This window comes from Nocardiopsis ansamitocini (assembly GCF_030268225.1).
Lineage (GTDB): Bacteria > Actinomycetota > Actinomycetes > Streptosporangiales > Streptosporangiaceae > Nocardiopsis_D > Nocardiopsis_D ansamitocini.
Window position 1 is genome coordinate 71,886 of record NZ_BSQG01000004.1, and the last position, 22,134, is coordinate 94,019.

Below are 22,134 nucleotides of genomic sequence, written 5' to 3' on the forward strand. Positions count from 1 at the left end.
CTAGGGGGTGAGGGTGTCGCGGTCGGCCGTGTCGGGCTGTGTGGCGCGGGTGCGGGCACGGCGGCGCTTCCAGGACTCGCGCAGCGGGGGCACGACCAGGGCCAGCACGCTGATGGTGAGGATGGTCATGGCCAGTGGGCTGGTCAGGATGTTGGAGACTCCACCGATCTCCAGGGAGCGGCGTAGGTTGCCCTCGGCGAGTTTGCCCAGGATCAGACCCAGCACGACGGGGCCGGCGGGGATGCCGAAGCGCCGCAGGAACAGGCCCACGAGGCCGAAGGCGAGCATGATGCCCACGTCGAAGATGTTGTTGCTGATGGCATAGGTGCCCACCATGCAGAACACCAGGATGACGGCCCACAGGAAGTGGCGCGGCAGGTCCAGCAGCTTCACCACGCCGCGCATGCGCAACAGGCTGATGCCAAGGGTCAGCACGGTGGCGATGAGCATGATGCCGGCGATGCTGTAGACCAGGTCCGGTTGGTTGGCGAACAGCGAGGGGCCGGGCTGGATGCCCCACACCACCATGGAGCCGATCATGACGGCCATGACGGAGTCACCGGGAATACCCAGGGCCAGGGTGGTGGTGACCGAACCGCCCAGGGTGGCGTTGGAGGAGGTGTCGGCGGCGGTGATGCCTTCCAGGGAGCCCTTGCCGAACTCCTCGGGCGTCTTGGAGGCGCGTCGGGCCTGGTCCCATCCCAGGATTCCGGCGATGTCGCCTCCGGTGGCCGGGACCACGCCGACCACACCGCCCACACCGCTGCCCACGGCCAGTGGCTTGAGCATGGTGCGCCAGTCCTTGCGGGTGGGCAGCCATTTGCCGAACTGGGTGATGGGGGTGACGCCGGAGCGCCGGTGGGTGAGGATCTGGTCCAGGACCTCGGCGATACCGAAGAGGCCGATGATGGCGGCGATGAAGGGGATGCCCTCGGAGAGTTCGGGGACGCCGAAGGTGAAGCGGGCGACACCGGTGATGGGGTCGCGGCCCACCGCGCCGAGCAGCAGCCCCAGGACACCGGCCATGAGGCCCTTGGTGATCTTGCCGCCGGACACGCCGATCATCATGGTCAGGCCGAACACCACGAGGGCGAACATCTCGGCGGGGCCGAAGTTCAGTGCCAGCTGCGACAGCGGGATGGCCGCCACCATCAGCAGGGCGATGCCCACCAGGGTTCCCCACGCCGAGGCGAAGGCCGAGGCGGTCAGGGCCAGGCCGGCGCGGCCCTGTTTGGCCATGGCGTAGCCGTCGAAGGTGGTGGCGATGGAGGCCGGGGTGCCCGGGGTGTTGATGAGGATCGCCGGGACGCGGTCGCCGAAGTTGGCGGCCACGTAGATGGTCAGCAGCACCGCGAGCCCGGGAATGGGGTCCAGGGAGAGGGTGAATCCGCTGGCCAGGGCCACGGCCATGGTCGCGGTCACGCCGGGGAAGGCTCCCACGAGCATGCCCAGGACCGCTCCGGCGGCGATGCACAGTGCGACGGTGGGGTCCAGCAGTGCGCCGAACCCTTCGATGAGCGGGCTCATAGCGGAACTCTCAAAAGGACGCCGAACAGGAGGTACAGGACCGCGGTGGTGATCACGGGGAAGATCAGGAGCGCCTTCCAGCCGCGGCCGCCACCGATGTAGGTCAGGCCCGCGAACAGCACGGCGGTGGACACCCGGAAGTCCACGAAGTACCAGAGCACTCCGTAGCCCAGGATGGCCGCCAGGATCGCCACCAGCCGAACGGCTCCGGCGCGGGTGGCCTCTTCGGGGGCTTCGAGGGCGCGCGGACGTGCCCAGGACAGGCCGGCGTGCAGCAGGCTCAAGCCCATCAGGAGCAGTGCCAGGCCCTCGGGCCACCAGCGCGGGCTGAACTGGGTGAGCCGGTTCCCCTCGGGAATCTGCATGCTCAGAACGAGGGCGGCGGCGCCCACGGCGAGCCCGGCCAGGGCCGGGACGAGTTCACGGAGCCGAGAGGGGGTCCGCGCCGCCTCCGGCGCGGACCCTTCCCCGGTGCCGGGGATCGGTGCGGTGGACATCGTGATCAGGACCCGTCGGAGAGCAGCTGCTCGAAGCGGTCGGTCTCGGACTCCACGAACTCGGCGTACTCGGCTGCGGGCACGTTCACGGGGATGTTGCCCGAGTCGGTGATGATGGTGGTGAACTCCTCGGAGCCCGCGGCGGCGGCGAACGCCTCTTCCAGCGACGCCTTGACTTCTTCGGGCAGGCCCTGGGGGGCACCGATCCCGCCCCAGCCACCGATGACGACGTCCACGCCCTGCTCGGCGGCGGTCTGCACGTCGGGCAGCGATTCCGAGGGCTGGTCGTCGAAGATGGCCAGGACGCGCAGGCGTCCGTCGGCCTGGGCCGGGGAGGTCTCGGAGATTCCGGCGATCACGGCGTCGACCTGACCGCCGATGGCGGCGGTGACGGCCGGGGCGCCGCCGTCGAAGGGCACGGGCTGGAACTCGGTCCCGGTGCTCTCGCCGAGGTCGTCGGTGGCGGCCTCCCAGATGGAGCCGGCCCCGGAGTTGGACACGGTGATGGACCCGGGGTTCTCCTCAGCGGCCTTGACCAGGTCGTCGAGCGTTTCGTAGGGGCTGTCGGTGGGGACGGCGACGGTGGCCGGCACCGACACCATCTGTCCGATCAGGTCGTAGGAGGCGGGGTCGACCTCGTAGCCCTGGAAGCCCAGCATGACGGTTTCCACGGGCAGGTAGCCGATCGTGTAGCCGTCGGCGGGGCGTCCCGCCAGGTGCTGTAGGCCCACCGAGCCGGCGCCGCCGGTGCGGTTCTCCACGATGATCGACTGGCCCAGGGTGTCCTCCATCTGGGAGGCGAGTGTGCGTGCGGCCAGGTCGGAGGCTCCGCCGGCCTGGTAGGGCACGACCAGCGTGATGTCCTTGCTGGGGTAGTCGGCGGCGTCCTCGGAGGTTCCGCCACGGTTGGCGCAGCCGCCGACGGCGACCACGGCCGCCAGGGCGAGGAGTCCTCCGGTGACGCGGATGGTGGTGGTGGGCATGGTGATCCTTTCGGTGGTGGGGTGAGGTGTGTGGTTGTCGCGGCGGGTGCCGTGCGCGGTGCGGCGACGTCGTGGTCGCCTCGTGCGCGGGCCGGGCCTGATGGGCCGTACGGGCCGGTTGTGTACGGCACTGACGCCGTGATGTGCCCCGGACACCGGGGAAGTGGAAGTGATGGTGCGGTGGGCCGGTGGGTTCGGCCCGGGGCCGCTATTGCTCCAGGTAGCGCTGGCGCAGTCGGCGCCGTGCGTTGTCCAGGTGGGAGTGGAGTTCTCCGAAGACCTGTTCGGGGTCGGCGGCGCCGATGAGGCCGGCGAGGAGTTCGTGTGCGGCCACCGAGGGCTGTAGGTCCTCGTAGCGTTCGTTGGAGGCCAGCAACAGCATTTCTATGGTCGGGCGGTACTGCGCCCACACGCCTTCCAGTCGCCTATGCTCGGCGGTGCTGTAGAAGACGGAGTGAAATTCCAGGTCAGCGGCGGTGAAAGCCTCGGGGTCATGGTTTTTGGCGGCGGTGCGCATGACCTCCAGGGTTTCCTGCAGGCGGGCGGTGAGCCCGGGGCGGTTCTTGTCCAGGGCGATTTCCAGGGCCAGGCGTTCCATGGACTCGCGCAGGGAGAACAGTTCGTCGATGTCTTGCACGCTCAGCCCCACGACCGTGGCACTGCGCCGGTTGGTGTCGATGAGTCCTTCGGCGGTGAGCGTTTTGATGGCGTCGCGTACGGGGCCGCGACTCAGGTTGAACTGCTCGGCCAGGTGGCCCTCGACCAGAGAGGTCCCCCGTGTGTAGCGCCCGGTGATGATCATGCGCCGCAGCTCGTGGGCGACCTGGTCTCCCAGGGCCCGCTGCTTGATGGGCAGGATCTCCGACATGGCGACCTTTCGGTTAACTGTTAACGGTTAACCAGATTGAACCACAGTGTGACCTGTGTCAATACCGCGGGTGTCCCAGGTCGCGCCACGCCTGGCGGGACGCCTTGCCCGTATGGGTGTTCCGGCCAGAAAAAAACCTTTTGAACTGCAATGACTCCATAGAGTGAGCGCCGTGGCGTGGGGGTGGGGAAAGGAGCACTGGTCGCCCTGTCGTGCCTGTTCGCAGTGGTGGGCGCCACGCCGCAGGGCGGCAGGGAGTCCCGCAGTGGGTCTTCGATCATCGATCGTGATAGCTCCGGCCGGGGATTCACACCAGCCAACACCGCCGCGGTGCACCACCGAGCGTCTGGCCGGCGTACACGGCGCCCGCTGGTACCTTGCAGATGCCGCGAAGCGCCCGGGCGCGGGCCCGCGCATCCATCGAGCCACCTGGAAAGACGAGCGAAGCAATGGCCGAGCAACACGTGTCCGAACCCGAAGCCGATACCCGGGTCCGGGTCCAGGGCCAACCCGTCGACTCCTACCCCGAGTGGGCGCCCGAGGCCGCGCGCGGCAAGGTCCTGCGCGTCACCGCGGTGGGCGAGGAGGTCCTGCACCGCCGAAACGCCGAGGTCACCGAGTTCGGCACCCCCCAACTGCACACCCTCGTCGACGACATGTTCCGCACCATGTACGTGGCCGAGGGTGTGGGACTGGCCGGCAACCAGGTGGACGTCGACCTGCGGCTCTTCGTCTACGACTGCCCCGACGACGACGGGGTGCGTCACGTCGGCCACGTCATCAACCCCCAGATCCAGACGCACGGAACCGAGGAGGACGGTCTGGTCGTGGAGTCCGAGGGGTGCCTGTCGGTTCCCGGCCCCCACGCCGACCTGGCCCGCGCACCCCGCGCCGTGGTCACCGGCTTCGACCGTGACGGCGCGCCCGTGACCCTTGAGGGAACCGGTTACTTCGCGCGATGCCTCCAACACGAGACCGACCACACCCTGGGGCGCCTCTACATCGACCGGCTCTCCACCCGTGAACGCAAGAAGGTCCTCAAGACCATGAACGACATGCGCGACCACGTCATGGAGCGGCGTGCCGAGAACGCCGAGGCCCTGACGTTCACCGAGTGACCGGCGGGCGTGCCGCGCGCGTGCGGCACGCCCATCCGCGTAGGGTCGCTGCCATGGTCAACGTCCTCAGCAGCCGCATCCTGCTGCGCCCCAGCGACCTCCAGCGCAGCAGGGACTTCTACCGTGACGTCCTGGGCCTCGCCGTCTACCGGGAGTTCGGGCCCGCTGAGCACCGGGGAACGGTGTTCTTCCTGGGCGGGGGGTTCCTGGAGCTGTCGGGAAGCGGACAGCAGCTCCCCCAGGACTGGCCCACCCGGCTGTGGCTACAGGTCCCCGACATCGCCCGGGCCCGTGCGGAACTCGCCGAGCGCGGCGCGCCCATCACCGGCGAACCCAAACGTGAGCCCTGGGGCCTCGTCGAGATGTGGACCTCCGACCCCGACGGACTTCCCATCTGCGTGGTGGAGGTCCCCGACGACCACCCCATGCGTTACCGGCCCTGACCCGCGCCGCCTAGGATCGTTCGGTGATGAGCGCACACGACCCCGTCGCCGACCTGATCGTCGCCGTTCCCGTCTTCGCGCCCGCGGGCGACACCGCGCGCGGGCGCGTCAGCGCCACCACCACGCCGCCGGGCGCCACCCGCCCCGATCGGGTCGTGGTGGACTTCGGGTGGCACTCGGACAGCGCCGAACTGGACCTGGAGATCACCACGCGTGCCTGGCCGGGACCGCACCCGATCCCGTCGCAGCGGCTGCGCGCCTTCTGCGCCGAACGCGCCTTCATGCAACGGCTGACCCATCAGGTCCCGGCCCGGCCCGACCCCGCACCGGACGTCCAGTGGTCCGCCCTGGATCTTGACGTGGACGGCCGGACCACCGCTTTCACCGTGTCGTGCAGCGCCGATGCGTGGGTGGCTGCCGCGGCGCTGCACGACGGGTGGCTGCTGCGGCTGTTCGCGCCCGCGGCCCCGCACGCATTGGCGCTGCGCCGCATCACCGACCCGGCCGACCTGCACCCCCTGCTCGGGCGCTCCTGAGGACCGCCGTCGTCAGCCGATGGGGTCGGCCATGTTCAGCGCCTCGATGCCGGCCGTGGCCGCCATGACGTGTTCCACGACGTCGCTGAGCTCTCCGGCCCGTTCGTAGGCCAGCCGCTGACGGTGCGCGCCACCGCCCAGCGTGCCCAGGAGTTCGGCGGTGGAGCGGGCGAAGTCGAGGTCGCCGGTGCGCTCCAACTCGGGACGCACCCGTTCGATCAGCGATCCCAACACCGCGATGGCGGGGGCCAGACGTCCGGTAGCCGGGTCGAGGCACTGTCCGTTCAGGCCGTCGCGTGCGGCACGCCACATGTGGGCGCGCAGGATCTCCCCGGCCAGGCGCGGCGCGGGCACACCGGAGCGGACCTCCGTGAGGAACGCCGCGACCAGTCCGCGCACCAGGACCGCCAACAGGGTGGCCTCCTCCACGGTGGCGGCGACGTCGCTGACGCGGACTTCCAGGGTGGGCTGGTCGTCGGAGGGACGGGCGCCCCAGTACACCATCCCGCGGTCCAGGGCGGCACCGGAGGCCAACAGTTCCTCGATCAGCCCTTCGTAGTGCTTCTCGTCGGTGAAGAAGGGCGGCGGTGCGGACGAGGGCAGGCGCGACCAGCGGATGTAGCGCCAGCTGGCGTAACCGGTGTCGGCCCCCTCGAAGAACGGCGAGTTGGCGGTGAGGGCCAGCAGGACCGGCAGCCAGGGGCGGAGGTGGTTGGAGACCTGCAGGGCGGTGGCGGCGTCGGGGACGCTGACGTGCACGTGGCATCCGCAGGTGTTGGCTGCGTCCAGCATCGGGCCCAGCTCCCGACGCATACGGGCGTAGCGGTCGCCGGGGGTCAGCAGCGCAGGGGTGTTCTCCACCAGCAGTGGTGCCCCCACCGCAGCCAGACTCAGGCCCCGTTGGGCGGCGGCCTGGGCCAGGCGGGCGCGGGAGCCGCGGAGTTCGGCCATGAGGGAGGGGGCGTCGTCGAAGACGGTGCTGGCCGACTCCACCTGGTTGCGGTTGAGTTCGTGCTGGAGCTCGGCCGAGCCTTCGGCGGCCCGGGGCAGCACCTCGGTGCTCGCCCCGGCCAGATGGCCGGTGGAGTCCAGGAGGAGGAACTCTTCTTCCACTCCCATCGTCGGGTGGGACGTGGCGGGCCGGTCGGTCATCGTGCCTCGTTTCTACTGCGATGCGCGCGTGCCGAGGCGGGCGCGGGGAGGTGGGTGAGCCACCATGGGTGGGGACGGCGGCGTCATGGATGCGGCTACCCCGGGTCGGGGGCCGGAAACAAGGAGTAGGACTGTACCCGTTGGCGTCCCTCGCCCGTATCGTGTTCCGCTGTGTCCGGACCTGTCGAGGAGTTCCGCTGTGAACCGTCCCCAGTTGGGGGTGCAGATTCCCTGCACCCTGCCTGCCGCACGCACCACCGACCTGGCCCGTGCGGTCGAGAGTGCGGGGTTCGACGAGGTGTGGTTGGTCGAGGACTGCTTCTTCACCGGGGGAATCGCCACTTCGGCAATGGCGCTGGCGGCCACCGAACGGGTGCGGGTGGGAATCGGGATCCTGCCGGCCGTTGCGCGCAATGCCGCGTTCACCGCGATGGAGCTCGCGGCACTGGCGCAGGCCCACCCCGGCCGCCTCACCGCGGGACTGGGCCACGGGGTGGGTGCGTGGATGCGCCAGATCGGGGCTGCACCGGCCTCCCCGCTGACGGCATTGGGTGAGCACCTGGACGCTGTTCGCCGTCTGTTGGCAGGTGAGGAGGTCACCGTCCAGGGACGTTACGTACGTCTGGACGCCGTACGTCTGGATCTGGTGCCCGAACAGCCCCCTCTGGTGCTGGCCGGTGTGCGCGGCCCCAAGTCGTTGGAGGTGTCGGGGCGCTACGCCGACGGAACGCTCCTGGCCGAACCGGTCAGTCGGGCCTATCTCACGGCGGCTCGCGCCTCGATCCAGCGGGGGCAGGGGGTTGATACACGCCCCCACCCCGTCACCGTCTACACCTTCTTTCACACCGATGACGATCCTGTCCGGGCCCGCGACGCGCTGCGCCCGAAGCTGGCCGCTGCTGTCGCCAATCCCGCGTGGGCGGCCCACCTCGAACCGCTGGGCCTGGGCGAGCGTCTCACCGAGGTCGCAGCACTGCCCGAGGAACAGCGCGGCGCGGCGATCCCCGACTCCTGGATCGACGAACTGGCCGTGGTCGGCACGATCGAGGACTGCGCCCGACAGATCGCCGGACTGCACGCGGCCGGCGCCCACAGCGTCGTTCTGACGCCCATCGGCGACACCGTGGAGCAGCTTCGGCGCGCTGCCCCCTTGAACCGCATCCTGGCGGGTTGACCGGGGGAGAGGCGCAACCGTTCCTCTCGCCGCCGCAGAGAGAGGGGCGGGCCGTCACAGGCGCTTGCGGGCGTGAAGAACGGCGTCGTGGCCGGTGCCCGCACGTGGCCCGGGCCTCGGCGACGACGAGGTCCCCCCGTCGGTGCCCGGGGCGGATACGACTTCCTCGGTCGTGAAGTGCACGTGCGGGGCTGTGGCGTGCCGACCGGCACCGCGTCGATTACGCGGACCCGATGGTCATTTCCGCAGGTTTTTCGCCGATCCGGCGGGTCGATCGTCGTGTACGCCGTCTGTTCCCTCGGCGGGCAGGACGCGCTCTACCACGGCGGTGACCAGCTCGTGGATCTGTTCCTCGGTGAAGACGTCGGGCAGGGTGAGGCGTTCCACGATCAGCCAGTTCATGGCCAGGTAGAGCAGTACCACGGTGGTCGCGTCCCCGGGAAGGCCGGAGTCCAGGTGGTAGGTGATGTTGGCGTCCACGTCGGCGCGGATCGTGCGGGTCAGGACCGCGCGCAGTTCCGGGCGTCGGGTCGCCTCCAGGCGCAGCTCCAGTAGGGCCAGGTAGCCCGAACGAAACGCCGTGACCCGGTCCACCAGGTCGCGCATCAGGTGCGCCACCTGCTCGCGGTCGCGCGGGCCCGCGAGTCTCGTGGCCACGAGGGCGGCGTCGGGCTCCAGGCGCTGGTAGATGCGCCCGCCTACCTGGGTGAACAGGACATCGCGGTCGGCGAAGTAGTTGGAGGCGGTGCCCGTGGGCACCTGGGCCTCTGCGTCCACGGCGCGAAAGGTCAACCCGCGGGCGCCCTCGCGCGCCAGGACCTCGATCGCCGCGTCCACGAGCGCTGCGCGGCGCTGGGGGTTGCGAACCATTGGGCCTCCTCGATGAAATCACTTGCAACAACTACAAATAAAGTACTACAAATGTACTTGTTGCGGGGATGCTCCCCGTCGCACACGAAGGCGAGGATCGCATGCGTACGCTGACCTACTACGTCGCCGTCACTCTCGACGGCTACATCGCCGCACCGGACGGCAGTTACGACTTCTTCCCGTGGTCGCAGGACCTGACCGACCACATCAGTACGCGGCTGCCCGAGACCGTTCCCACCCACATCCGTGCGCAACTGGGCATGGGAGAGGTCCCCAATCAGCGGTTCGACACCGTTGTCATGGGGCGCGGAACCTACCAGCCGGCTCTCGACGCCGGCATTACCAGCCCTTACGCCCATATGCGCCAGTACGTCGCCTCCACCACGCTCAAGGCGATCGACGACCCGGCCGTGGAGTTGGTGCAACGCGATCCGCTGGCCCTGGTGCGCACCCTCAAGAAAGAGGAGGGGGAACTGGGGATCTGGCTGGCCGGCGGAGGAGTACTGGCAGGCGTCCTCGCCCCGGAGGTGGACGAGCTGGTCATCAAGCGCTACCCGATCGTCATCGGGGCGGGCCTGCCCGCCTTCGACGGGGAGTTCGCGGTGTTGCCCTTCCGGCTGGAGGACACCCTGACCTTCGCCAACGGCACGACTCTGTCCGTCTACACCCGCGCGTGAGCACGACCCCGGGCACAGCCTCTTGAGCGGTTGCTCAAAACCCTCTACGCTGCTTTTGAGCAACCGCTCAAAAGTATTCGTGGAGATCCCCATGGGCCTGTACGTCGAGACGCTGGTGCACGCGGATCTGGACCTGGTGTGGCAGCGCACCCAGTCGCCCGCACAGCACCAGCGCTGGGACCTGCGCTTCACCCGCATCAGCTACCTGCCCCGCGCCCCTGGCACGCCCCAACGCTTCCACTACTCCACCCGGGTCCTGCCCTTCCTGGGCATCGGGGGCACCGGAGTCACGGCAGGGGAGCGCACCCGCCCCGACCGGTCCCGGGTCTGCGCCCTGCGCTTCGCCTCCGACCACCCGCTCTCGCCCATCACCCGGGGCAGCGGCTACTGGCGCTACGTTCCCACCGGCCACGGCGTACGCTTCCTCACCGGATACGACTACCGGCCGCCTCCGGGCCGCCCGAGCGAACTGGCCGATCGTCTGGTGATGCGCCCTCTGATGGGCTGGGCGACCGCCTGGTCCTTCGACCGGCTGCGATTGTGGTGCGAGCGCGACATCACCCCCGAGCGCGCCCTGGCAAACGCCCTGGCCGAGATCGTCGGACGCGTGACCCTGGCCGGTGTCGCCGCCTCCACCCTGCCCGTGCTCCCCGCCTTGGCCGCCACAGCACTGCTGATCGCCCTTCCCCCGCTGCCCAGCACCCCGGCAGCGCGTCGCTGCCGCCGCTCGCCCGGACGCAGGACCAGCACGCCACCTCCCCTTCTCGCCCGCCTGGAGTTTCCGTGAGCTCACTGTTCCAGCGCTGCCTCGGCGCCGAATTCGACCGCCTGCACCCCCAGGTCCAACGCCGCTTCTCCGTCGGACTGGTCAGCGGACAGGCGTGCATCGGTCAGGGCACCATGAACCGGATCTGGCACGGCCGATCCTTCGTCAAACCCTTCCTCGCCCTGGGCGGCCACCGCAACATCCTGCTCCCCCGAGCCGGCCGCGACATCCCTTTCACCATCGAGAACGTCCCCTACCGCGACTCCCACGGCAGAGAGACCGTGACGTTCGTGCGTACCTTCGCCTTTCCCCGCGGGCCCCGGCGGTTCGACGCGACCATGGTCTTCGACCCCGACCGGGGCTGCATCGTCGACTACCTGGGTACCCACCAGCACCTCGCCAGCGACCTGTACGTCCACGCCGACGACGACGGTGCGATCGTCATCCGCTCGGGCTCCCACCGCTTCCGCGAGGGCATCGTCGACGCAGAGGTGCCCGCGCTCATCGGCGGTGACGCGGTGGTGCGTGAGTCCTACGACGACGAGGCCGGGTGCTTCCGCATCCAGGTGCGCGTCACCAACCGCTATTTCGGTCCGCTCTTCGGCTACGAAGGGACCTTCACCGCCGACTACCTTCCCGCGTCCCAAGCGCTGCGTCCGGACCTGCGCCCGGTGCGCGAAGAGACACGCGTATAGTTTCGCCCATGAGCCAGGACACCCGCGCCAAACTGCTCACCGGTGCCCTGGACACCCTGGTGCGCAACGGAATCGCCAAGACCTCGGCCCGCTCCATCGCTGCTGCGGCCGGCGTCAACCAGGGCCTCGTCTTCTACCACTTCGGCAGTGTCGACGAACTCCTGGCAGCGGCCTGCCGACACGGTGCCGAGCAGCGAGTCGCCCACTATCGACCCCGCCTCTCCGAGGTCGCCACCCTCACCCAGCTCCTGAGCCTGGGCCGCGAGCTGCACACCGAGGAACGCGCGGCCGGGCACGTGGCAACCCTCGCCCAACTGCTGGCGGGCGCCCAGAACCAGCCGCGCCTGGCGGTCGCGGCCGCGGCCGGCCTGGACCTGTGGATCGTGGAGATCGAACAGGTCCTGGACCGGGTCCTGGCACCCACCCCCATCGGAGCCGTCCTGGACACCCACGGTCTGGCCCGGGCGCTGGCCGCGGGGTTCGTGGGCCTGGAACTCTACGAAGGGGTCGACGACGACGGTGCCCGGCGCGCGTTCGACGCTCTGGAGCAGCTCGGCGAGCTGATCGCCGTTCTGGACGGACTGGGGCCGGTGGCTCAACGCGCTGTGCGCATGCGTCTGCGGCGCGCGGCCGGTCGTCGCACCCCCTGAAACCTGGCGCCAGGAACGTCCCTGTCTGTCAGGGCAGCATCGGCGGCACGGGCCGTACCGCCCTCCTCCCGCAGCTCACGACGGATGGCCGCGCTGCGCCGCGCCACCTCCGGGTCCCCCGTCAGCTCCAGCAGGGCCGTACGCAGCGCCTCGGGGGTGGCCTGCTCGGTGTCCAGGCGGCGTCCCACCCCCAGATCCACCAGGGCATCGGCGTTGCCGAACTGGTCGACGGCCTGGGGAACCGCGATCATCGGCAGCCCGCAGTACAGCCCTTCCGTGCTCCCGCCCATCCCGGCGTGCGTGACGAACGCGTCGCACTGCTCCAATACCGCCAACTGCGCGACCCATCGGTGGACCTCGACATTGGCCGGAACCTCACCCAGCCCGGCGATGTCCACGTACCGGCCGACCTGCAGCACCACGTGCCAGCCGGGAAGAGAGCCGAACGCTTGCGAACAGGCGCGGTAGAAGGCGGGCTGATCGGTGAACGCCGACCCCAGCGACACCAGCAGGACCTTCTCCGCGTCGTCGGGGCGCGTCCACACCCCCTGCTCGCTGCGGGAGCCGAAGCACGGCCCGATGAAGGTGTAGCGCTCGGGGTCCACGGAGTCGGCGTGGGGCTGAAGCGCGCGCGGGATCAACACCAGCGCGTGCTCCGGTCGGCCCATGAAACGGTCGGGATCCGTGCCGGCCAGGCCGTTGTCAGCCAACCATGCCGCGAAGCGCCGGTAGTGCTCGGCGCCGCGCGGGTCCTGTTTCATCGCCGCGACCTCCGCGGCCATGTCCTGCTCGTACTCCTGCCAGGCCACGTAGGTGGGCGACAGTTGCAGACTGGGGCGGTCCCAGTTGTCGGCGAGCACCCGGGCGGCAGCACCGGCGATGTCGTACAGGAAAAGGTCGGGCCGGTCACCGTCCAGAGCGGGGCGCGCGGCGGCGAGCATCGCCATCGCGTCGTCCAGGAAAAGGTCGGCGATACCGATCCGATCCTCCGGCCAGGCACTGCCCCCAGTTCCGACCGGCAGCCTCGTGGAGTAGGGAACGAGGTCGGCGCCGGTGGCGGTGACCGCCTCGGTGGACATCGGGTCGTTGATGTAACTGACGCGGTGGCCGCGTGCCACCAATTCCCGGATGATCTCCAGGCTGGGATTGACGTGGCCGGGGGCCGGGATACTGGCCATGGCGATATGGGCACGACGGGACATGGGGACTCCTCGACGGGTGACTGCGTTCTCGACGAAAGGGCACGACGGGCCCGGTCGGCCCGACGAGGAACGATCCTCGAAAGTCAGGCGCCCGGGACGGCTGCTCCGTCACTCGTAGATCTGAAATCCCATGCGCGTCACCCTAGCGGTGCGCCGCCTCAAGGGCACGTGATTATTCGGCCGGCGGCCGACCGGTACGCCCCATCCCAAATCCGGCGGAGCAGCCAGATGCTCTAGAGGCGCTGGATCCAGTCCGCGTAGTGCGTGGGAGCCAGAATCGCTTCCCTCCCCGCGGTCAGTACGTCTCCGGCGATCGCGGCGAACATCCCGGCCCGGTCGTCGGTGACCACGGTGCGCCCGTCGGGGTGCGCGGCCAGCGTGATCCTGCCCAGTTCGTCGAGGGGGAAGAGGTCGGGGCCGGCGATGTCGCGTGTGCCCTGCCACGGGATGCCGGTGGCGGTGGTGGCGATCGCGTCGGCCACGTCGGCCGCGGCGATCGGCTGCAGGCGGGTCGTGGGCAGCCGAACGGTGCCGTCGTCGGTGGTCCAGGACAGGATCGTGTCGACGAACTCGAAGAACTGCGTGGCGCGCACGATCGAGTAGGGGGTGGGTCCGGCCGCGAGGATGTCCTCTTGGGCGGTTTTGGCCCGGTAGTAGTCGAGTTGCGGTAGCCGGTCGACACCGACGATCGACAGGAGCACGTGGTGGCTCACCCCAGCCGTTCGACATGCGGCCGTCAGGGTGTTCGTCGAGGCGGTGAAGAATTCCACGGACGCAGCGTCGAACGTGGGGGAGTTCGTCAGGTTGATCACGACGTCGGCGCCCGACAGCGCTTGTTCCAGTCCCTGCCCGGTGAGTACGTCGACCCCCGTCGACCTCGACGCCGCCACGGCATTATGCCCGTCCGCGGCCAGTTTCCCCACCACTTGGGCACCGATCAGACCGGTGCCGCCGATGACCGTGAACCTCATGGCGTCCCCCTGTTCCTGTCGCGCATCGTTGTGCGGTTTCCCGTTGTCGTAGCGAAAACACTGCCGCCGCGGGTGTCCGCGTCCCTGGTGGGCGCCGGGGCCTGCGCCCACCAGCCAACGGCGTCGCCTCCCTAGCCGCGGGAGCCCAAGAGATAGGCGTCCACGGTGATCGGCAGGTCGCGGACCCGTACTCCCGTCGCATGGTGGAAGGCGTTGGCCACGGCCGCCGCCGTGCCCGTGATCCCGATCTCCCCGATTCCCTTGGCGCCCGTGGGGTTGGCGCGGTAGTCGGGGGTGTCGATCCACTCGGCGCGAATCTCCCCAATATCGGCGTTGACCGAGATGTGATAGTCGGCGAAGTCCTGGGTCACGACGTGGCCGAACCGCGGATCCACCACGCTGTGCTCGTGCAACGCCATGGACACCCCCATGGTCATCCCCCCGATGAACTGGGAGCGCGCCGTCAACGGGTTGATGATGCGTCCCGCGGAGAAGACCCCCAGCAGGCGCGGCACTCGAACCTCCCCGGTGTCGGCGTGCACGTGTACCTCAGCGAACTGCGCCCCGAAGGAGTGTGCGGAGTAGTTCTCGTCGGCGCCGTCACTGCCACGGGCCGTTGTCCGTGCCCCCGGGGCGGGAGTGTCGCCGTGCTCCTCGCGAAACGCCCGGGCGGCCGCGGTGATCGCGGTGCCCCACGACACCGTGCCGCTGGAGCCGCCGGCCAAAGAGGCGGCGGGCAGAGTGCTGTCACCGATGTGCACGCGTACCGCGTCGACGCCGACCCCGAGTGCCTCGGCCGCCAACTGCCCCAGCACCGTCCAGGCCCCGGTCCCGATGTCGGAGGCGCCGATGCGCAGCTCGTAGCGGCCCTTCTCGAAGCGGATCTCGGCCGAGGAACCCGGCATGAGCAGTGCGGGGTAGGTGGATGCGGCCATTCCGGTTCCCACGAGCCAGCCGTCGTGCCGTCGGACACCGGGAGCGGGGTCGCGATCGGCCCAGCCGAAGAGGCGGGAACCCTCGCGCATGCACTCGGCGAGCGTGCGGCTGGAGAAGGGCTTGTGCGTCCCGGGATCGACCTCGGGTTCGTTGCGCAGGCGCAGCTCGACCGGATCGATGTCCAGGGCACAGGCCAGTTCGTCCATGGCGACCTCGGGCGCGAACATACCGGGAGCCTCCCCGGGGGCGCGCATCCACGTCGGGGCGTTGGTGTCCAGGGCGGCCAGGCGGTGGGTGATACGCCGGTTGGGTGCGGCGTACATCATCCGGCTCGGGTCGCCCGCACGCTCCACGAACTGCGTGAACCGTGCGCTCTGCGCGGTCACGTCGTCGCCCACCGCGCTGAGACGGCCCTGGGCATCGGCCGCCAGACGCACCCGTTGCAGGGTGGGCGAGCGGTACCCCACCAGGGTGAACATCTGGCGGCGGGTCACCGCGAGCTTGACCGGGCGCCCCGGAACGGCCATGGCCGCCAGACAGGCCAGGACCACCGGTGCGTGCAGCGGTCCCTTGGCCCCGAAACCTCCGCCCACGTAGGGGGCGATGACACGGACCCGGTCGCGCTCCAATCCGAACAGCGACGCGATGGTGGTGTGGACCATGCGTACCGCCTGGGTCGACTCGTGCAGGATCAGCGAGGTGCCGTCCCACAGCGCGATCGTGGCGTGCGGTTCCATCGGGTTGTTGTGCTGCATGGGAGTGGAGTAGACGTGGTCGATCACCGTGTCGGCCTCGGCCATGGCCGCTTCCAGGTCGCCCTGGTGGGTGTCGGTGTCGTCGGGAGCAAAGAGGTCGGTGCGCGCGGCGGACAGGTGCACGTCGTGCTGGTAGACGTCGTAGTCGACACCGACCAGGGCAGCTGCCTCCCGCGCGGCCTCGGGCGTCTTTGCGACCACCGCTGCCACCGGCTGCCCCCGGTAGGCCACGCCGTCCGACTGCAGTACGGCCAGCTCGGTCTCGTCTCCGGGGTCGATCCGGGTCGCGTTGGTGTGGGAGAGCACCGCCAGCACCCCCTGCACGGCCAGGGCCGCACCGTCGTGCACGGCGCGCACCCGGCCGCGGGTAATGGTGGACTGCACCAGATGCAGGTAGGCGGGTTCCTTCATGGGGTACTCGAAGGCATAGCGCGCGGTCCCGCGCACCTTGTCGGGGCCGTCGACACGGCGCATGGCGCTTCCCGCGTCTCCGGTTGCGATGGCCTGGGTCATCGGGAATCCTCCTCGCACAGGTCGCGCAGGACGGCGGTGATCGCCCCGCGCAGCAGGGGCAGTTTGACCGCATTGCCCTCCAACGGGCGGGCCCGGGCCAGCTCCGCCTCGGCCGCCGCAGCGAACGCCTCATCGTCGGCAACGGCACCGCGCAGCGCGGACTCGGCGCGTTCGGCACGCCAGGGCTTGTGCGCCACACCCCCCAACGCCAGACGCGCCTCGGTGATGCGCCCATCGGCCACCTCAACCGCCGCGGCCACCGAGACCAGTGCGAACGCGTAGGACGCGCGGTCGCGGACCTTGCGGTAGCGCGAGCGTCGTGCGATCGGCGCCGCGGGCAGCTCCACGGCGGTGATCAGGTCGCCGTGCTCCAGGATCGTGTCGTCCTGGGGGCGGTCACCGGGCAACCGGTGCAGGTCGGCCAGTGCCACGCGTCGCGGCCCCGTCGCGCCCTGTACCTCCACGACCGCGTCGAGCATGAGCATGGCCACCGCCATGTCGGAGGGGTGGGTGGCACTGCAGTGCTCGGAGGCTCCGAAGATCGCGTGGTGGCGGGTGTATCCGCCCAACGCGGAGCAGCCGGAGCCGGGCTCGCGCTTGTTGCAGGGGGTGGTGGTGTCCTGGAAATACACGCACCTGGTCCGTTGCAGGAGGTTGCCGCCGGTGGTGGCCGCGTTGCGCAGCTGCCCCGAGGCCCCGGCCAGCAGCGCCTCGGAGAGCACCGGGTAGCGCTGGCGGATCAGGGGATGGGCGGCCAGGTCGCTGTTGCGCACGCCCGCGCCTATCCGCACGCCGCCGTCGCCGAGTTCCTCCACCTCGTCCAGGTGCAGTCGGGTGACGTCCACGAGCAGTTCGGGCGCGGTGATTCCCAGTTTCAAGTGGTCCACGAGGTTGGTTCCCCCGCCCAGGAACACCGCCCCCGGTTCGGCGGCGACGGTGGCCACGGCCTGGGCGACGTCGTGGGCGCGCTGGTAGTCGAAGGGTTTCATGCGCGCCCACCCACTTCGCGGATCGCGCTCACGATGTGGGAGTAGGCCCCGCAACGACACAGGTTTCCGCTCATACGCTCACGGATCTCGTCGTCGTCCAGCCGTGGCTCGCTTCCCTGCGGGGTGGCCGCGCTGGGGTGGCCGGCATCGAGCTCGGTCAGCATGCCTGCCGCCGAGCAGATCTGCCCCGGAGTGCAGTATCCGCACTGGAAGGCGTCGTTGTCGATGAATGCCCGGTGAAGCGGGTGCGGCTCGTTGTCCCCTCCCAGGCCCTCGGCGGTGACGATCTCGGTGTCGTCGGTGGTCACCGCCAGGGTGAGGCAGCTCAGTGTCCTGCGCCCGTCCAGTAGCACGGTGCAGGACCCGCACTGGCCGTGGTCGCACCCTTTCTTCGTCGAGGTCACCCCGAGGCCCTCGCGCAGTGCGTCCAACAGTGTTGTGCGGGTGTCAACCCGGAGTGAGTACCGCTCCCCGTTGATCCGCAGCTTGATCTCGGTTTCCATCAGCGCCTCCCTGACCGCAAGCGTGGTGACTACCGTGCTGTCCGTCGAGCCGGAGGTTAAACGGAGCGCTTGGTGACTTATGGCGACGCAGTGACGCCGTAGAGGTAGGGGCGGAGCCCGTGGACGACACTCCGAGGCGCTGTCGGAGACCGGATCGGGCGTCCGCGGGGAGTTAACGTGGCGGCAGGCAGGTGGCCGCTGTGGTGTCGGCCGGGCGTGCGGTCCGCTCCGCGTCACCGCGTCCCAACCGGATTCCCTAGACAAGGACGACCATTTCGTGCGTGCCATCAGCTTCTCCGAGTACGGTGCCCCCTCGGTCCTGAGCGTTGTGGAGCTCGTCGAACCCCAACCCGGTCCCGCCCAGATCCGTGTCGCGGTGCGTGCGGCCGGGGTCAACCCCCTCGACTGGAAGCAGCGCTCCGGCATCATGCCGTTGGACCTGCCCAGTGTCCCCGGGGCCGAGGTCGCCGGGACCGTGGACGCGGTGGGTGCCGACGTCACCGATGTCGTGGTGGGTGACGAGGTCGTGGGGTGGTCGATCAGTGGCGGGTACGCCGAGTACGCGACGCTGCGCACCTATGTGGCCAAACCGTCGGCGCTGTCGTGGAGCCAGGCGGTCAGCCTGCCCGTGGCGGGAGAGGCCGCCCGGCGGGGGCTGGCCGCCCTCGCACTGAGCCCGGGGGAGACGTTGCTGGTCAATGGCGCTTCGGGTGGTGTCGGGAGTATCGCCGTCCAACTCGCGGTACAGGCCGGCGTCACCGTCATCGGGACCGCAGGGCCTGGCAACCAGGATTACGTCGCCTCCCTCGGTGCGCGGGCCACGACCTACGGAGCGGGCTTGGTGCAGCGGGTACGCGCGCTGGCGCCCAAGGGGGTCGACGCGGTTCTGGACGCGGCCGGGCACGGCGTACTGCCCGACGCCATCGACCTGACCGGGGGGACCGAGCGGGTGGTGACCCTGGCCGATCCGGTGGCGTTCGACCTGGGTGTGGCCTTCTCGGCGGGAACCGCCGGGGACCAGAACGCGCGGGTCCTGGCCGAGCTCGTCGACGCCGCGGTCACCGGACGCGTCTCGCTGTCCGAGGCGGTGGTCTTCCCTCTCACCGAGGCGGCCGAGGCCCAGCGCGTCAGCGAAGCCGGCACGACCCGCGGCAAGATCGTGCTCACGCCCTGAACGAAACGTGACTGCGGCAACGGTGGCGAAGTCGCGCACCGTCCCCGCGCGAAAACGGCAGCCCGCTTGTCGTACGGGTGGAAAACCGAGAATCGGGAAGTTCGGCGCCCCCACGTGCGTGGGAGGGCAGGCACTTGGCGCCTGAGGGGACAGGGGATCGCGTGGCCGTGATCGCGGCAGCTGGTGGGCCGCGCCGCCGTATTCGAGGCGGGCGATCCCCCGCGCACCGGAGTCCTCGCCTTCTGGCGCCCCGACGGTGCCGCACTGCCCCAGGGCGTGGGAGAACCGGGCGAACTGGAAGTTGTGCTGCCTCAAGGGGCAGAGACGGTGCGCCGTTACCACGGCGCCGGGCGTTCGCTGGCGGACCTGAGCGAGGGGTTCGCGCTCACCACCTACACCACCATGCGCCTGGACGCGGCCCTCCTGGGAGCGGTGCCGTGGGGGCTGGTTTGCCGCTACCTCCGACAACAGCCTCTCTGCCGGTGTCAATGCCCGGACGTCGCTCAGGTGCCCGCGGAGGTGTGAACGCCACTGCAGGAACCACGTGGTCGCGAGACGTCTTCCCCCGGTGGTGTCAGCCGGGCCCACGGTGACGCCGGAGGTGAATTCCTACAGGCACTGCGACAATGTGGGCATGCGCATCGACAGAGTCGTTCCGAATCTGCTCGTGACCGATCTTTCCCGTGCCGTCGCCGAGCACACCGCGGTGCTCGGGCTCGAGGTGCTGATGGATCACGGATGGATCGTCACGCTGGGCGACGAGGAGGGGCACCAACTCAGTCTCATGTCTCACGACGCGTCCGCAGCAATCAACCCCGACGTCTCCGTCTTCGTCGACGACATCGGCGAAGCGCTCACCCGCGCGCTGCGCGCGGGGCTCGAGATCGTCCATCCTCTGACCGCTGAACCCTGGGGCGTCACCCGTTTCTTCTACCGAGGGTGCGACGGCAGGATCATCAACGTGGGCACACACACGCCGCTGCGGTGACGAGGGGGCGGTTGCACGGATAGGTGGCCCTCCCGTCAGAGCGAGACCAGCATCCGGCGTTGTTGCGCTGGGTGGTCGGCGTTGAGACTCTGCGCGAGAAAGCGCTCGTCCAGGCGTTTGTGAGGCGGTAGCTGTATTCCGTCACATCGTGCACAAGTCCGGTCGCCAACGAGATCTCCTGCCCGATCTGCATGAAACCGTTCTTCTCCAGCACTGACCGGGAGCCGGGATCGGTCTCTGCGACCCGCCCATACACGGGGTGAGTCTGCTCGATGCGGAGGAAACCAGTGAGGGCGACACCGGCGATGCCCTGCTCCCCTCGTTCGGGTGCGATCCAGCAGGAGACCTCTCGGTCTCCTTCGATCCAGAAGCTCGAGATCATGCCGACCGGCACACCCGACTGCTTGATCACCCGGATGAGGTTCGTCGGTTCGGCCCGCACTTTCCGATAGTGAGCATCGAACGCCTCGCGGTCGCTCGGGTCGCTGCGCGTGAACGCCGCCCTCTCCACGCCGCCGGGTCGCCCTCCCACGCAAAGATTGCATCCAGATCAGCGTCCCCCAGCTCACGCAATCGAAGCTCCACCGCAACCCGTCCCCTGCCGGCGCGCCTATCCCGCCATGCCTTGAATGTATGCGCGGCCCACGAGCTGGGGCTCGAACCCGAGGCGTTCGAGGCCGCTCCGGCCGAGATCGACTTCACCGTCCTGGACCTGGCCGCCCGACGGGCATCCCGAGGAAACGGGAAACGCAGCGATGTTGTCGAGACGCCGCGCCCAGGGGCGCCGTATCAGTCGCGCAGTGTTCGGAAGAAGGCGCGGACGTCGTCGACGAACAGACCGGGAACCTCGAACGCGGGGAAGTGTCCGCCTTGGGCGTGTTCCCGGAAGAAGACGTCGCTGTCGTCGCCGGGGCCGAGGACCTTGCGGACCAGAGGGTCGCTGTAGAACAGCGAGGAGGCCCTGGGGACGCCCGAGGTGTTGCCCCATCCGGGGTTGTCGGCGTGGGCCAGTTCCCAGTAGAAGTCGCCCGCCGCGGGGCCGGTCCTGGTGAACCAGTAGAGGCTGGCGGTGATCAGGACGTCCTCGCGACTGATCGGTGTGGCGGGGTTGGCCCACTGCACGAACTTTTCGGCGATCCAGGCCAACTGCAGGATCGGCGAGTCCGCCAGGCCCGCGGACAGGGCGTTGGGTGCGGTCGAGTGCAGCACCTTGTAGCCCTTCATCTGCGACCAGCTGCGCTGTGCCGCTTCGAGCCCGGCATGTTCCTCCCGACTCAGACCGTCAGGGACCGGGAGGTCCTCGCCGGCCATGCCGAGCTGGAGACGGTCACCGTGGGTGTGCGCGCCGATCACCCGGTCGGGCATCAGCATCGTCACCCGGCCGGTCACCCCCGCACCGAGGTCGCCGCCTTCCACGCCGAAGCGCTCATAGCCCAGGAGGGTCATCAGCCTTCCGAAGGCCATGGCGGTGCGCTCCAGGTTCCAGCCGCGCGCCGAGAGCGGGCTGGAGAAGACGAAGCCGGGCAGCGAGGGGATGACGACATGGAACGCGTCGGCCGGGTCCGCGCCGTGCGCGCGCGGATCGGTCAGCGGCCCGGTGGCTTCCAGGAACTCCACGAACGAGGTCGGGTAGCTGTGGTTCAGCAGTAGCGGTGTGGCGTCGGGCTCTGGCGAACGGATGTGCAGGAAATGGATGGTCTGCCCGTCGATCTCGGTCACGAACTGGGGGAAGGTGTTGAGCCTGGCCTCGTGGGCGCGCCAGTCGAATCCGCCCGCCCAGTAGCCGGCCAGCTCGTGAAGGTAGGCTGGCGGGATGCCTTGGTCCCACTCCGACCCGGCGCCGGGGACCGGGTACGGCGATCGGGTACGCGCCAGACGATCATGAAGGTCATCGAGATCGGCCTGTGCGATCTGGATACGGAACGGGATGATGTCAGTACACATGGTGACCGATCATATGGTCGCTTCGGGTTGATTTCCGTGAAGGAGTGCCGCGTCGGTCGGGTCGCATGGGCACGCGGGGACCACCCGGCCGACCCTTGGGGGCTGTGCGGGGGTGGCGGCCCATAGGGGTGTGCACCGGGGGCGGACCGGAGGGGGACGCTGGACCGGCTGCCTGCGCGACTTGAGCACCGTGGAGACGTTGT

Annotated in this window: 24 protein-coding genes; 11 read left to right on the forward strand and 13 right to left on the reverse strand. The window is 69.5% G+C overall.

Annotation, left to right across the window (positions count from 1 at the left end; genetic code table 11):
- The 4 genes from QSJ59_RS12690 to QSJ59_RS12705 form a co-directional block, all read right to left on the reverse strand.
- Positions 1 to 1,527: a tripartite tricarboxylate transporter permease gene (locus QSJ59_RS12690; RefSeq protein ID WP_285759680.1), complete on the reverse strand. Its 1,527-nt coding sequence runs from the start codon at positions 1,525 to 1,527 to the stop codon at positions 1 to 3.
- A complete protein-coding gene (locus tag QSJ59_RS12695; protein ID WP_285759682.1) occupies positions 1,524 to 2,024 on the reverse strand; it encodes a tripartite tricarboxylate transporter TctB family protein in 501 nt (166 codons plus the stop codon). Before QSJ59_RS12695 ends, QSJ59_RS12690 begins: the two co-directional genes overlap by 4 nt.
- Positions 2,025 to 2,029: 5 nt before the next feature.
- Positions 2,030 to 3,007, reverse strand: coding sequence for a tripartite tricarboxylate transporter substrate binding protein (locus QSJ59_RS12700; RefSeq protein ID WP_285759684.1), 978 nt, complete (start codon positions 3,005 to 3,007; stop codon positions 2,030 to 2,032).
- Positions 3,008 to 3,215: 208 nt separating this feature from the next.
- The gene (locus QSJ59_RS12705) at positions 3,216 to 3,875 is read right to left on the reverse strand and encodes a GntR family transcriptional regulator (protein WP_285759686.1); all 660 of its coding nucleotides are present in this window, start codon (positions 3,873 to 3,875) and stop codon (positions 3,216 to 3,218) included.
- Between the two features lie 449 nt (positions 3,876 to 4,324).
- Between QSJ59_RS12705 and def the strand changes: the two genes are divergently transcribed.
- The 3 genes from def to QSJ59_RS12720 are packed head-to-tail and all read left to right on the forward strand — an operon-like array spanning position 4,325 to position 5,972.
- Positions 4,325 to 4,993: a peptide deformylase gene (def, locus tag QSJ59_RS12710; RefSeq protein WP_285759688.1), complete on the forward strand. Its 669-nt coding sequence runs from the start codon at positions 4,325 to 4,327 to the stop codon at positions 4,991 to 4,993.
- A gap of 53 nt (positions 4,994 to 5,046) precedes the next feature.
- Entirely contained in the window at positions 5,047 to 5,436 is a 390-nt protein-coding gene (locus tag QSJ59_RS12715) for a VOC family protein (protein WP_285759690.1), read from the forward strand.
- A gap of 26 nt (positions 5,437 to 5,462) precedes the next feature.
- Positions 5,463 to 5,972, forward strand: a complete 510-nt coding sequence (locus QSJ59_RS12720) for a hypothetical protein (RefSeq protein WP_285759692.1) — start codon at positions 5,463 to 5,465, stop codon at positions 5,970 to 5,972.
- Between the two features lie 12 nt (positions 5,973 to 5,984).
- On the opposite strand, the gene QSJ59_RS12725 is transcribed toward QSJ59_RS12720, so the two are convergent.
- The gene (locus tag QSJ59_RS12725; RefSeq protein ID WP_285759693.1) at positions 5,985 to 7,124 is read right to left on the reverse strand and encodes a carboxylate-amine ligase; all 1,140 of its coding nucleotides are present in this window, start codon (positions 7,122 to 7,124) and stop codon (positions 5,985 to 5,987) included.
- A gap of 199 nt (positions 7,125 to 7,323) precedes the next feature.
- Here QSJ59_RS12725 and QSJ59_RS12730 point away from each other — a divergent pair, with 199 nt between their 5' ends.
- Positions 7,324 to 8,298, forward strand: coding sequence for an LLM class flavin-dependent oxidoreductase (locus QSJ59_RS12730; RefSeq protein WP_285759695.1), 975 nt, complete (start codon positions 7,324 to 7,326; stop codon positions 8,296 to 8,298).
- 237 nt (positions 8,299 to 8,535) lie between these two features.
- Here QSJ59_RS12730 and QSJ59_RS12735 read toward each other — a convergent pair whose 3' ends face one another.
- The gene (locus tag QSJ59_RS12735; RefSeq protein ID WP_285759697.1) at positions 8,536 to 9,168 is read right to left on the reverse strand and encodes a TetR/AcrR family transcriptional regulator; all 633 of its coding nucleotides are present in this window, start codon (positions 9,166 to 9,168) and stop codon (positions 8,536 to 8,538) included.
- A gap of 101 nt (positions 9,169 to 9,269) precedes the next feature.
- On the opposite strand from QSJ59_RS12735, the gene QSJ59_RS12740 reads away from it, so the two are divergent.
- From QSJ59_RS12740 to QSJ59_RS12755, 4 genes are all read left to right on the forward strand, one after another.
- Positions 9,270 to 9,845 (forward strand): dihydrofolate reductase family protein, encoded by a 576-nt coding sequence (locus QSJ59_RS12740; protein ID WP_285759698.1) that lies wholly within the window; start codon positions 9,270 to 9,272, stop codon positions 9,843 to 9,845.
- A gap of 79 nt (positions 9,846 to 9,924) precedes the next feature.
- The gene (locus QSJ59_RS12745; protein ID WP_285759699.1) at positions 9,925 to 10,632 is read left to right on the forward strand and encodes an SRPBCC family protein; all 708 of its coding nucleotides are present in this window, start codon (positions 9,925 to 9,927) and stop codon (positions 10,630 to 10,632) included.
- Entirely contained in the window at positions 10,629 to 11,306 is a 678-nt protein-coding gene (locus tag QSJ59_RS12750) for a DUF4166 domain-containing protein (RefSeq protein ID WP_285759700.1), read from the forward strand. The genes QSJ59_RS12745 and QSJ59_RS12750 overlap by 4 nt, the downstream gene beginning before the upstream one ends.
- An 8-nt stretch (positions 11,307 to 11,314) precedes the next feature.
- Entirely contained in the window at positions 11,315 to 11,956 is a 642-nt protein-coding gene (locus tag QSJ59_RS12755) for a TetR/AcrR family transcriptional regulator (RefSeq protein WP_285759702.1), read from the forward strand.
- Here the strand turns inward: QSJ59_RS12755 and QSJ59_RS12760 are convergent.
- From QSJ59_RS12760 to QSJ59_RS12780, 5 genes are all read right to left on the reverse strand, one after another.
- The gene (locus QSJ59_RS12760) at positions 11,902 to 13,158 is read right to left on the reverse strand and encodes a macrolide family glycosyltransferase (protein ID WP_285759704.1); all 1,257 of its coding nucleotides are present in this window, start codon (positions 13,156 to 13,158) and stop codon (positions 11,902 to 11,904) included. The two genes, QSJ59_RS12755 and QSJ59_RS12760, sit on opposite strands and share 55 nt — an antisense overlap.
- 233 nt (positions 13,159 to 13,391) lie before the next feature.
- Positions 13,392 to 14,129, reverse strand: a complete 738-nt coding sequence (locus QSJ59_RS12765) for an SDR family oxidoreductase (RefSeq protein WP_285759706.1) — start codon at positions 14,127 to 14,129, stop codon at positions 13,392 to 13,394.
- 131 nt (positions 14,130 to 14,260) lie between these two features.
- Entirely contained in the window at positions 14,261 to 16,333 is a 2,073-nt protein-coding gene (locus QSJ59_RS12770; RefSeq protein ID WP_285759708.1) for a xanthine dehydrogenase family protein molybdopterin-binding subunit, read from the reverse strand.
- Entirely contained in the window at positions 16,330 to 17,322 is a 993-nt protein-coding gene (locus tag QSJ59_RS12775) for an FAD binding domain-containing protein (RefSeq protein WP_285759710.1), read from the reverse strand. Before QSJ59_RS12775 ends, QSJ59_RS12770 begins: the two co-directional genes overlap by 4 nt.
- Positions 17,319 to 17,825 (reverse strand): (2Fe-2S)-binding protein, encoded by a 507-nt coding sequence (locus tag QSJ59_RS12780; protein ID WP_285759711.1) that lies wholly within the window; start codon positions 17,823 to 17,825, stop codon positions 17,319 to 17,321. The genes QSJ59_RS12775 and QSJ59_RS12780 overlap by 4 nt, the downstream gene beginning before the upstream one ends.
- 277 nt (positions 17,826 to 18,102) lie before the next feature.
- Here QSJ59_RS12780 and QSJ59_RS12785 point away from each other — a divergent pair, with 277 nt between their 5' ends.
- From QSJ59_RS12785 to QSJ59_RS12795, 3 genes are all read left to right on the forward strand, one after another.
- Entirely contained in the window at positions 18,103 to 18,999 is an 897-nt protein-coding gene (locus tag QSJ59_RS12785; RefSeq protein WP_285759712.1) for an NADP-dependent oxidoreductase, read from the forward strand.
- A gap of 183 nt (positions 19,000 to 19,182) precedes the next feature.
- Positions 19,183 to 19,524 (forward strand): hypothetical protein, encoded by a 342-nt coding sequence (locus tag QSJ59_RS12790; RefSeq protein ID WP_285759714.1) that lies wholly within the window; start codon positions 19,183 to 19,185, stop codon positions 19,522 to 19,524.
- A gap of 109 nt (positions 19,525 to 19,633) precedes the next feature.
- Positions 19,634 to 19,987: a VOC family protein gene (locus QSJ59_RS12795; protein ID WP_285759715.1), complete on the forward strand. Its 354-nt coding sequence runs from the start codon at positions 19,634 to 19,636 to the stop codon at positions 19,985 to 19,987.
- Here QSJ59_RS12795 and QSJ59_RS12800 read toward each other — a convergent pair.
- Both QSJ59_RS12800 and QSJ59_RS12805 read right to left on the reverse strand, forming a co-directional pair.
- Positions 19,956 to 20,498 carry a GNAT family N-acetyltransferase gene (locus QSJ59_RS12800; RefSeq protein ID WP_285759716.1) on the reverse strand — a complete coding sequence of 181 codons (543 nt, stop codon included), beginning with the start codon at positions 20,496 to 20,498 and terminating at the stop codon, positions 19,956 to 19,958. The two genes, QSJ59_RS12795 and QSJ59_RS12800, sit on opposite strands and share 32 nt — an antisense overlap.
- Before the next feature lie 278 nt (positions 20,499 to 20,776).
- On the reverse strand, positions 20,777 to 21,931 hold the full coding sequence (locus tag QSJ59_RS12805) for an epoxide hydrolase family protein (protein WP_285759718.1): 1,155 nt from the start codon (positions 21,929 to 21,931) through the stop codon (positions 20,777 to 20,779).
- Positions 21,932 to 22,134: the final 203 nt, after the last annotated feature.

What these genes read in the sequence shown, in the direction of transcription:
- QSJ59_RS12690 (WP_285759680.1), bottom strand. Translation starts at nt 1,527, where the DNA reads ATGAGCCCGCTCATCGAAGGGTTCGGCGCACTGCTGGACCCCACCGTC.
- QSJ59_RS12695 (WP_285759682.1), bottom strand. Translation starts at nt 2,024, where the DNA reads ATGTCCACCGCACCGATCCCCGGCACCGGGGAAGGGTCCGCGCCGGAG.
- QSJ59_RS12700 (WP_285759684.1), bottom strand. Translation starts at nt 3,007, where the DNA reads ATGCCCACCACCACCATCCGCGTCACCGGAGGACTCCTCGCCCTGGCG.
- QSJ59_RS12705 (WP_285759686.1), bottom strand. Translation starts at nt 3,875, where the DNA reads ATGTCGGAGATCCTGCCCATCAAGCAGCGGGCCCTGGGAGACCAGGTC.
- def (WP_285759688.1), top strand. Translation starts at nt 4,325, where the DNA reads ATGGCCGAGCAACACGTGTCCGAACCCGAAGCCGATACCCGGGTCCGG.
- QSJ59_RS12715 (WP_285759690.1), top strand. Translation starts at nt 5,047, where the DNA reads ATGGTCAACGTCCTCAGCAGCCGCATCCTGCTGCGCCCCAGCGACCTC.
- QSJ59_RS12720 (WP_285759692.1), top strand. Translation starts at nt 5,463, where the DNA reads ATGAGCGCACACGACCCCGTCGCCGACCTGATCGTCGCCGTTCCCGTC.
- QSJ59_RS12725 (WP_285759693.1), bottom strand. Translation starts at nt 7,124, where the DNA reads ATGACCGACCGGCCCGCCACGTCCCACCCGACGATGGGAGTGGAAGAA.
- QSJ59_RS12735 (WP_285759697.1), bottom strand. Translation starts at nt 9,168, where the DNA reads ATGGTTCGCAACCCCCAGCGCCGCGCAGCGCTCGTGGACGCGGCGATC.
- QSJ59_RS12740 (WP_285759698.1), top strand. Translation starts at nt 9,270, where the DNA reads ATGCGTACGCTGACCTACTACGTCGCCGTCACTCTCGACGGCTACATC.
- QSJ59_RS12755 (WP_285759702.1), top strand. Translation starts at nt 11,315, where the DNA reads ATGAGCCAGGACACCCGCGCCAAACTGCTCACCGGTGCCCTGGACACC.
- QSJ59_RS12760 (WP_285759704.1), bottom strand. Translation starts at nt 13,158, where the DNA reads ATGTCCCGTCGTGCCCATATCGCCATGGCCAGTATCCCGGCCCCCGGC.
- QSJ59_RS12765 (WP_285759706.1), bottom strand. Translation starts at nt 14,129, where the DNA reads ATGAGGTTCACGGTCATCGGCGGCACCGGTCTGATCGGTGCCCAAGTG.
- QSJ59_RS12770 (WP_285759708.1), bottom strand. Translation starts at nt 16,333, where the DNA reads ATGACCCAGGCCATCGCAACCGGAGACGCGGGAAGCGCCATGCGCCGT.
- QSJ59_RS12775 (WP_285759710.1), bottom strand. Translation starts at nt 17,322, where the DNA reads ATGAAACCCTTCGACTACCAGCGCGCCCACGACGTCGCCCAGGCCGTG.
- QSJ59_RS12780 (WP_285759711.1), bottom strand. Translation starts at nt 17,825, where the DNA reads ATGGAAACCGAGATCAAGCTGCGGATCAACGGGGAGCGGTACTCACTC.
- QSJ59_RS12795 (WP_285759715.1), top strand. Translation starts at nt 19,634, where the DNA reads ATGCGCATCGACAGAGTCGTTCCGAATCTGCTCGTGACCGATCTTTCC.
- QSJ59_RS12805 (WP_285759718.1), bottom strand. Translation starts at nt 21,931, where the DNA reads ATGTGTACTGACATCATCCCGTTCCGTATCCAGATCGCACAGGCCGAT.